We start from the raw sequence: 8,874 nt of genomic DNA on the forward strand, positions 1-8,874 counted from the left end.
ACCGAACTAAGGGATTTCACCTTTAATCTTCTACCGATTTATCTCGGCGCACTGGATGTCCTATCTTTTATATTCCAGCTCCGATGCTCTTTTGATATTCTGTCAGTCATAGTGCCCTGCCTTTCATATCAAGAATAGTAAAGTCTTAGAGATTTATATTTTATTCGAATAATAGACCTACATTTCTAATCGTTAATATAGATAGTCGAGCCCAGTAGCGAGTAGCATTTCTTTGTTTTATTCTATTCTCAAATCAATACATTCCTAAAAACCTCTGGTTTAAACGTTCATTTGCAACTGCGCTGCAACTAGCTGTCTTTTCTTGAGCAAACAGTCCTATAAGACAGACTGTTATAGTCCGCATAGGTTTTTCCTCTTTACTTTGGCTCGAGCAAAGAAGCTTTCCCTACCCTTGCCACGGTTAAACCTATGCGCCTAACCTTGCTAAGCTGTGCGCTATCAATGTTTAATTATGTTGGTTGGGCTCGGTACTGTGATGACTTCCTCTGTTGCTATTGGTTCTCCGCTGTTTTGATCTATTCGGAACAGGTTTATTGAATTGGAATGTTGATTAGCGACCAGCATAAATTGATTATCATCAGTGATTAAAAGATCACGTGGCCATATACCTTTACTGTATACATTGGATAACCACTGCAGATCTCCATTATCAAGTACCTTATATGTTGTAATACTGTTATGCCCTCTGTTAGTGACATAAAGATAGTTTGCAGTTTTATCCAGTTTAATTGCTGCAGCCTGACTATGCACAGTATTGCCGGCAGGAAGTATATTTATGCGTTGTTTCTCGGAAAGATTGCCATCCCCCTGCACTGATAAAACGGCAACTGTGTTAGACAATGCATTGACCAGATAAATAATGTTTTTAGACGGATGTTTTTCAATATGTCTAGGGCCATCACCTGGATTTAACTGCAACGCAGTTTCGATGTTAGTGAGTTTCCCTTTTGAGTCTAATTTATATTTGAATATTTTATCCGCGCCAAGATCAACTGAATATATATACTCGCTGTTAGTTTCACCAACCCAGTGAGCATGATTCGTTACCTGGCGCTCTATATTTGCACCAGTTTCATGATGACTAACTGTCAGCAGGGAGTTCTCATCCAGTTTTCCTGATTTATCCCTACGAAACAGAGAAACATTGCCACTCTTGTAATTGGCAACGCCAAGATAGTTACCGTCATTGACAAGATTAAGATGGCAAGGATATTCTCCTTGCAGATCAAGTTTCTGTGCAAGTTTGAAGTGGTTATCTTGTTGTTCAAAAACAGATATGGAGCCTTTTTCAACTTCATTTACTGCATACAGAATTTTACTGCCTGCTTGATAAAGCAAAAATGAGGGATTTTCGCTTTTTACGACTACTTTTGTTTGTGAAAATTGACCTGAGTTAGGATTTAATTGTAATGAATAGATGCCTATGCTGGCCGTGTCCACTGAATAGGTGCCAATAATAAATTTAAAATTATCCTTTAAAAGTGACTCGGAGGGAGTCTGAGAGCAGGAGATTAACAAAGCGGATAACAGAAATATTATCGGTAGCTTAGCCAGGTTGCGGGTAAATATATTATTAATATTTTTCATCTCATCAATCTCCATTTTGAGTAAACAAAATTAAAAGAGCACTGACTGCGTCCATATTATGATGATCAAATTGACCGTCAGCGATTGGTTATATTAATTAGCTTAGTCTGTTTAATTTCAGCGCACAAATACACTATCGTATTAGGCTGTTTTACATACCAATTTTAGATATTGATGGCTATTAAGCTCAAATTCTTTAATGATTTTTAAATCTGTTTTACGGGTATGCGCCTGGAAAGATAAAAGGTTTGGCATCCATGCCTTATATTCTTTTAAATCATTACATTATACCAATCCGCAAAATTAACTGATCTGCTTTTGTTTTTGGAAGTGCGGTTTTAACCGCGCAATATCATAGGCGCGACTGAAGTCGCACTTCCACAAATAGACCACAAAATTAAAAGAACACTGACTGCGTCCATATTATGATGATGCAATTGACCGTCAGGAAAGATCTAGGATTAAGTTTATTTATAAAGGTAGCCAATTCATCCGTTTTTAAGTCGTTCACACTGGCCCTAAAAAATGAAAAGTGAGCCAAGGCTCAGCTTGCCATAAAACTACAGGCTGCTCTAATGTATTTAATGCTAATTAAGTCTAAGCTAATCTGAAAGGTATTAACTGCTGCAATAGTCATAAATGCTTTGTAGTGAAATACCTATCGATTTGAGCACTCTATTCACACTGGAATTTCGAACAATTGTTATTTATTAATGATAGGAGCATCATTATGTTTAAGAAATTAGTTATATTCATTGCCCTACTGCCTATCTCATGGTCACTGATGGCGACAGAGATTATAGGTAAGATTCAGTCGATATCTACACAGGCAAAGGTCATTCAATTTATCAATCTAAAAAGCAAAGAAGTTGCAGTCATTAAATATAACGAACACACAAAACTTGCAAGTGCAGAGTCTTTTGAAGAGTTGACCGTTAATACTAAATTTAAAGCAATTGTTGATAACAAGATGAACGCCAGTGAAATCAAACGAATTTTGGTAAAACTTCCTAAACAGCAAATTATTGATACTGATCAGCTTGCCGAAATGATTGAGGCTGGAGAGAATTTATTTATCGGCGATGCGCGCCCGATCGGCCAATACAATATTGGTCATCTTCCCGGTGCGGTTGCAACACCAGCGAATGAACTGGCCAAAAACATCACCTGGCTGCCTAAGAACAAAAGCACACCATTGGTATTTTATTGTGGAGGTGTTACTTGTCCATTAAGCCCGAAAGCATTGAAGATAGCGCAACAAAATGGCTACCAGAATGTAAAAGCTTATGTTGAAGGATTTCCTGCATGGAAAGCAGAGGTTTACCCGGCTTATGTTAATCAGGCATGGTTGGAAAATAATCTTGATGTTCATCATGTCATTGTAGATGTGAGAAAAAATCCAGCTACTCATATCAAAGGTGCTGTTCATCTTCCGACTTCTCAGTTAGCAGAAATGCACCAGAGATGGAACAAGGAAAAATTTGCCACTAAAAAACGCACCATTTTTGGTTTACGCGACAAAAAAGCGCCCATAACCATAGTTTCAGAGAGTGGTCAAAGTGAGCAGGCAATCGAAGCTTATGAAATATTAACCTTTTGGAAATTCAAAAAGGTGGCGATATTAAACGGGGGAATGGCGGAGTGGAATAAGCAAAAACGCCCTCTGGCAAGTAAAGCGATTGATACTCATCTCAACTATGTTAAGAAACTTGCAAAAGGTGAAATTGATGAAGCAGCCTTTGTTGCAGCCGTGAAATCAGGTAATGCAACAATTATAGATGTTCGCTCCGCAGAGGAAGCTACCCATGGACGTTTGAAAAATGCTATCAATATTTCACTTGAAACGCTTGAACAAAACTTGGCAATGATCCCAACAACAGGGCTTGTTATTGTTCATTGTAGCGCGGGGGCGAGAGCATCGCTCGCTTACACCACTCTCATTAATAAAGGTTATAAGAATATAAAATTCTTAAATGATTCACTTGAAGAAATTGCCAAAGAAAACGGCATTACTCTGATTTAGAATGGCTTTTAATTATGAATAGTACTGCCAGGCGGACTATTCATAATCATACATTTTGAGAGTAAGTGTTGAGTTCTGCAACACTAGCAAAACACAACACTTGCCCCTCGCCCCAGTGCGGGTCAGCTGGCTGCAAAGTTAACTGTTTTCTATTTTAAAGCCTATTTTAACGGTCACCTGAAAGTGACCTACTTTGCCATCAACAATATGACCACGAGTTTCAACGACTTCAAACCAATCCATATTTTTCATGGTCTTATGACATTCATCAATAGCGTTGCTGATGGCATCTTCGATACTGGTTTTAGATGAACCAACCATTTCTAGTTTTTTATAAGTGTGGTGTTCAGACATATCAAGCTCCTGTATTAACAAAGAAAAACTTATTGTCAGAACTATAGTTGAATAATAATTACTTTACCAAAGTGGTTGATATTGATTGGCAAATGTTGAATATGATATTTGTTTGCAAGCTCCCGCTTTGAACAAACGGGAATGGTCGGTCATCAAACACAAACCTGAAGATATTGATACATGGGCAGATCATCTTAAAAAACAATTCGGTGGCCCTAAAAATGAATAATTGATTCAAATATTAGTAAAAATCTATATAAAAGCGATGCGTGTCCAGAACGTACGTCCTGGACTTTACGTTTTTGACACTAACGTGAAAACAGTGCGCGGATATCCAGCTCTCCATGCTTTCTTATCGACAGACTGACCATCAGACAAAGCGCACCAAGCAGATAAGCAAGTAGAAAATAAAACCATCCGACCTGCGCAAATACAGCTAAAGGCTGCGATGCAGTAAGCAGTGATATCGGCATTGCGCTAATGGCGCGGATAAAAGTTGCGACACCTTCAAAAGCAAAAACATAACTGCTGAGAAGTTTAACCGTATAAGCACCGATCACTACCACTAACAAGGGGGAGTTTATCACCTGCGAAACGGCCAGCAGTAAACAGGCTACAGGCAGCACAGCCAGACTGACCAGCAGCATTTTAGCCACAAACATTAACCAGTTAAGAAGCACGCAAAGTAGCGATGTTTCACCCAAAAGCTGCATTACATCATGACTGTTGGTTAATGAAACAAACCAGAGAAAGAGCTCTGCACTGAGCACCAGAAGCGAACAGATAAGCGGGATTAAAATCAAGGCGAAAGCCAATTTTACAGCATGGGTCATGGCATCTGATACCGGCATACTGCGCCAGAACATCAGACTGCCTTCCTGACGCTCTTTACGGAATGTTTTTGCCAGATACAGTATCGATAAAAGTAAAGAAACAGCACCCGCGCCAAAGGAGATAATCGAGCTCAAGCCCTGCGTAAAATCTGCCGTGTTGGGCGCTAACTCCCCCTGATAATTAAACTGCAGTGATATGTTATTTAATGAGTCCGTATTGAGCACAATAGAGCCCAGTATAAACAGTCCGGTCAGCAGTAAAAACAGCGGTAAACGCGTTACAATTTTATGTTCAAGCAGCTCTTTTTCAAGCATAAATAAACTAGGATGCATTACGCGCCCTCCTTTTGAATGGCAATAAAGATATCCTGCAGTGTCGGATTGATGATTTCCCCTAAGCTTTCCGCTTGAGAGCGATACTGACTTTCAAGCAGCCATTTAGTGCTGCCGAGACCGGCTTTCGAGGCGAGCGGAGACATCTGCTGGATAATCGCCTCATGCTGATGCTGTGCATCGACAATGAAATACTGAGCATGAATCGAATCCATATCGCCCTGTAACACTGTTTCCCCCTGTTTAAGCATCAGTACATCAGTAAGCAGATGTTCGATTTCATTGACTTCATGACTGGCGATAATCAATGCACGTTCACCGTCATGGAACCACTCGATAAGATGACGGTAAAAAGTATCACGGTAGATAAGATCTAAGCCTAATGTTGGCTCATCGAGAATTAATACTTTAGTATCGGTTGCGATAATAATAGATAGATGAAGTTGTACCTTCATCCCTTTGGATAACGAGCTGATTTTTGTGCGCTGTGCAATCTGCGTGCTGCTCAGTAACTGTTTTGCTTTATTAATATCAAAACTCGGGTGTACCCCGCTGGTATAACGTAAAATCTGCGCAACTGTCATCCATTGTGGTAATACATTTACATCAGAAATATAAGCCAGATGCTGCATTAATTCAGCACGCTGGTTAACCGGGTTTAAGCCGCAGACCTGAATCTCTCCCTGATAACTCAGGGATCCCAACAGCGCGCCGATTAACGAAGATTTCCCTGCTCCATTGTGGCCTAACAGGCCAAGCACCTGCCCGGCCTGCAGTTCAAAAGAGATATCTTTGACCGCCACCTCAGACTGGTATTGCTTACTTACATTTGCTGCTCGAACCAATGTTGTCATTTCTCTTCCTCAATCTGTTTCTTTAATTCTTTAATGAAATCATGCACAGGCATATCGATACGTTTAAGCATCTGCACAATATTCGGTATCTCCTGAGTTAAAAACTGCTGTTTTTTTTCTGTTTTCAGCTTTTCAATCGCACCGGATAATACAAACATCCCTTGCCCGCGTTTTTTTTCTATTAAGTGATCATCAACCAGCAGCTGATAAGCTTTCATAACGGTAAGGTGATTGATTTTCATATCAGCCGCAACAGCTCTTACCGAGGGTAATGCTGTTCCTTCTTCCCAGATACCGAGAAGGATCTGCTTTTCTATCAGTTCTTTTATCTGATGGAAAATGGGCTGTTTATCATTCCAGTCGCTCATATAGATTCCGCCGCGGTGTTATACTCATGTATAACACCATAACGGTAAGCTAACCAAGATGCAAATTTTAAGATCGCGGTTTGTTGATCGTATTGCAACAAAAGCGCTGTATTATAAGGAGCTCAATTTTTATAAAGAGGCTGAAAATAGCCGAGGAAGTAAAAGAATTAACTAAGAGGTTTAACCTTTATTCTGCCTGTTTGGCTCAGTGTTCTTTTCAAACTTAACTGCAGAGTAAGCGTCAGTGAAACGCTAATCATCACAAAAATTGCGATAAGAATCACCAACTGATATTTAATGGCTAAGACAGGACTTGCTCCAGCAAGTATCTGCCCTGTCATCATTCCCGGAAGTGTCACCAGTCCCGTCGTCGCCATTGACGCTAAAATCGGCGCTTGTGCTTTTTTCAGTGCCGCAAGAACAAAGGGGCTGGCAGCCTGAAACGGGGTTGCTCCTAATGCGATAGCCGCTTCATATTCGCTTCTACGTTGCTCAAATGCCTCAAATAGATTTTGCAGTGCGACGATATTACTGCTTAATGAATTACCTAATAACATGCCCGCAAGCGGAATAACATATTGCGCGCTGTATACAGGCTCAGGCCGGATAATGGCATAACAGAGCAATAGCATCAGGGGTAATAAACCGATACTTACCCCGCATACAACAGGCATAAATAGGGCACGCTTAGGCAAATTGGCTTTACCGACAATCGCACTGCTGCCGATTAGTATCATCAAGATGATCCAGCCGATATTAACGAACAGGTTGTTGAGCGAAAAAACATATTGCAGATATAAACCGACTAAAATCAGCTGCACAGCCATACGCGAAACTGCAATTAATATCTCTTTCGCCATCGCTAACTGATAATAACGATTAACTAATAGCGGAATAACAAGCACCACTGAAAATAGTGCCAGTTGTGCCCAACTAATCTCTAAACTGTTTTGCATAAATCGTTTCGCTTATTGAAAAATAACGTTAAGACTCAATCTGCTTACGGAAAAACTGTACCATCTCATTGCGGGTGATTAGGTGTTTAAGATGAAAAATATCCTTCGGAAAGAGCAGCTCGATAACACCGGTATCAAAAATACGTTTTACTTCATACTCGTTATGCGCCACATCCTGCTGGTACATATAGTCTAACCAGGTCTGATTGGTGTGGATAATAAACTCAACGCGCATGCCGCCTAAACGTGCAAAAAACTTCATCATCGCGGTTTTATCACTGGAGCCGACAGCCCTGCCCCGATACTGAGTATGCTCGCTTAAGGTATCAGAAATATCTTCGAGTACCATTAAAGAGTTTGCTTTAGAGGCACTGCGGGTAAGGTGTTGCTGAAAAGCTTTAACATCACTCACCGAATCAAGCACCGCCATCAGTCCTAATTCATCATCAACAGCAATCGCCGGGTTCTTCTCATTTTTTCGCAGCAGTTTTAAAACCTTAGCTTCCGGTGGCTTCTTTCTGATCGATACATAAATGGGGGTGTTTTTCTCGCCGACAGTGAAACTTCGGCGTTTAATTAAGGTTAACTTTTCTCCTTTAGCCGGCTGCACTAACTTCGCCTGCTGGGGATTTAAAACTGTCACACTAGTGCAGCGATAATCTTCACTACGGTGCGTAGAATGGAGATAGACTGGATCTAACTGGCCAATTTTCAGATTTGGACTCCATACATAACCATTTAAAAATGCCAGAAAAGCAGAAAACTTACTTTCAATATCCGTTTCACGCTCACGTTGGTCGATACTGCCGGCCAGTGTCATTAAAATCAGTTTACGGCGCGCTTCAAAACGGGCTTTTTTATGATAATCATCGTTAAACATAATCAATAACAGCTCAACAGGATTATTAGTAACCTCTATTTCATTGGTTGCTTCAATATGTGAAGCATAGGGTGAAAGAATTTTATCGATAATAGAATGGATCACCGCATCTGCAGTTCGCGCATACTCATCCACACGACTCTTTATTTCATTAAGATTGCCGTCAATGCCGAACATATTACCTAACAAACGCAGAGCACGCTCACTGCGCTGTTCGCGCAGCGCTTTATCAGCAATCAGGGATTGAATCTGATCAATGCTGTCCACCCCTAAAAACTCAAATATCTGACTGCGCAGCGCCCGATACTTAGTTCTATTATTAGGATCCTTCTGTAAGCGTTTTATCCATTGACGGGTTTGAGCAGAACAACGCCCGGCACTAAGCGAGTGGTCAGATACGGCAAAGGGACCATCCTGCTGAAGAGAAGTAAAAACACTATTTGGAGAAAGAACCGACATAGATCCACCTGAAAACAAATATACCCAAACTACTTGAAGATGCAGATTCAGAGCCTAGCTCGGATGTCAGAATAAGGCACAATATGCAGAGAATGGTTATTCCCTTTTCAAATATTGTAACGCAGTTATGACTTTCGAGCTACGCTCCCGCTGGGCAAGGCGAGAGGCAACCATCTTCAGCGTTATAAAACCTTGATGTAGAATGC

9 protein-coding genes are annotated in these 8,874 nt (G+C 40.6%); 2 read left to right on the top strand and 7 right to left on the bottom strand.

The features are described from left to right. Nucleotides 1–459: 459 nt before the first annotated feature. Nucleotides 460–1,608, bottom strand: coding sequence for a lactonase family protein (locus AC4GME_RS14895; protein ID WP_490377727.1), 1,149 nt, complete (start codon nucleotides 1,606–1,608; stop codon nucleotides 460–462). A 730-nt stretch (nucleotides 1,609–2,338) separates the two neighbouring features. On the opposite strand from AC4GME_RS14895, the gene AC4GME_RS14900 reads away from it, so the two are divergent. Then, nucleotides 2,339–3,631 (top strand): rhodanese-like domain-containing protein, encoded by a 1,293-nt coding sequence (locus tag AC4GME_RS14900; RefSeq protein ID WP_490379665.1) that lies wholly within the window; start codon nucleotides 2,339–2,341, stop codon nucleotides 3,629–3,631. A 138-nt stretch (nucleotides 3,632–3,769) separates the two neighbouring features. Here the strand turns inward: AC4GME_RS14900 and AC4GME_RS14905 are convergent, their stop codons facing one another. Then, on the bottom strand, nucleotides 3,770–3,985 hold the full coding sequence (locus AC4GME_RS14905) for a dodecin (protein WP_490377729.1): 216 nt from the start codon (nucleotides 3,983–3,985) through the stop codon (nucleotides 3,770–3,772). A gap of 85 nt (nucleotides 3,986–4,070) precedes the next feature. On the opposite strand from AC4GME_RS14905, the gene AC4GME_RS14910 reads away from it, so the two are divergent. Then, nucleotides 4,071–4,214, top strand: coding sequence for a hypothetical protein (locus tag AC4GME_RS14910; protein WP_490377730.1), 144 nt, complete (start codon nucleotides 4,071–4,073; stop codon nucleotides 4,212–4,214). Between the two features lie 79 nt (nucleotides 4,215–4,293). On the opposite strand, the gene AC4GME_RS14915 is transcribed toward AC4GME_RS14910, so the two are convergent. The 5 genes from AC4GME_RS14915 to AC4GME_RS14935 form a co-directional block, all read right to left on the bottom strand. Further along, complete coding sequence (locus AC4GME_RS14915) at nucleotides 4,294–5,151, bottom strand: hypothetical protein (protein ID WP_490377731.1); 858 nt, start codon at nucleotides 5,149–5,151, stop codon at nucleotides 4,294–4,296. After that, nucleotides 5,151–6,005: an ABC transporter ATP-binding protein gene (locus AC4GME_RS14920; RefSeq protein WP_490377732.1), complete on the bottom strand. Its 855-nt coding sequence runs from the start codon at nucleotides 6,003–6,005 to the stop codon at nucleotides 5,151–5,153. The genes AC4GME_RS14915 and AC4GME_RS14920 overlap by 1 nt, the downstream gene beginning before the upstream one ends. Continuing rightward, nucleotides 6,002–6,373, bottom strand: coding sequence for a GntR family transcriptional regulator (locus AC4GME_RS14925; protein WP_490377733.1), 372 nt, complete (start codon nucleotides 6,371–6,373; stop codon nucleotides 6,002–6,004). The genes AC4GME_RS14920 and AC4GME_RS14925 overlap by 4 nt, the downstream gene beginning before the upstream one ends. A 167-nt stretch (nucleotides 6,374–6,540) precedes the next feature. Then, a complete protein-coding gene (locus AC4GME_RS14930; protein WP_490377734.1) occupies nucleotides 6,541–7,329 on the bottom strand; it encodes an ABC transporter permease in 789 nt (262 codons plus the stop codon). Between the two features lie 28 nt (nucleotides 7,330–7,357). After that, nucleotides 7,358–8,668 carry a hypothetical protein gene (locus AC4GME_RS14935; protein ID WP_490377735.1) on the bottom strand — a complete coding sequence of 437 codons (1,311 nt, stop codon included), beginning with the start codon at nucleotides 8,666–8,668 and terminating at the stop codon, nucleotides 7,358–7,360. Nucleotides 8,669–8,874: the final 206 nt, after the last annotated feature.

It is taken from the genome of Psychromonas sp., assembly GCF_983033635.1.

Coding starts and splice junctions, on each gene's coding strand:
- AC4GME_RS14925 (WP_490377733.1), bottom strand. CDS start 6,373: ATGAGCGACTGGAATGATAAACAGCCCATTTTCCATCAGATAAAAGAA.
- AC4GME_RS14900 (WP_490379665.1), top strand. CDS start 2,339: ATGTTTAAGAAATTAGTTATATTCATTGCCCTACTGCCTATCTCATGG.
- AC4GME_RS14905 (WP_490377729.1), bottom strand. CDS start 3,985: ATGTCTGAACACCACACTTATAAAAAACTAGAAATGGTTGGTTCATCT.
- AC4GME_RS14915 (WP_490377731.1), bottom strand. CDS start 5,151: ATGCATCCTAGTTTATTTATGCTTGAAAAAGAGCTGCTTGAACATAAA.
- AC4GME_RS14930 (WP_490377734.1), bottom strand. CDS start 7,329: ATGCAAAACAGTTTAGAGATTAGTTGGGCACAACTGGCACTATTTTCA.
- AC4GME_RS14895 (WP_490377727.1), bottom strand. CDS start 1,608: ATGAAAAATATTAATAATATATTTACCCGCAACCTGGCTAAGCTACCG.
- AC4GME_RS14935 (WP_490377735.1), bottom strand. CDS start 8,668: ATGTCGGTTCTTTCTCCAAATAGTGTTTTTACTTCTCTTCAGCAGGAT.
- AC4GME_RS14920 (WP_490377732.1), bottom strand. CDS start 6,005: ATGACAACATTGGTTCGAGCAGCAAATGTAAGTAAGCAATACCAGTCT.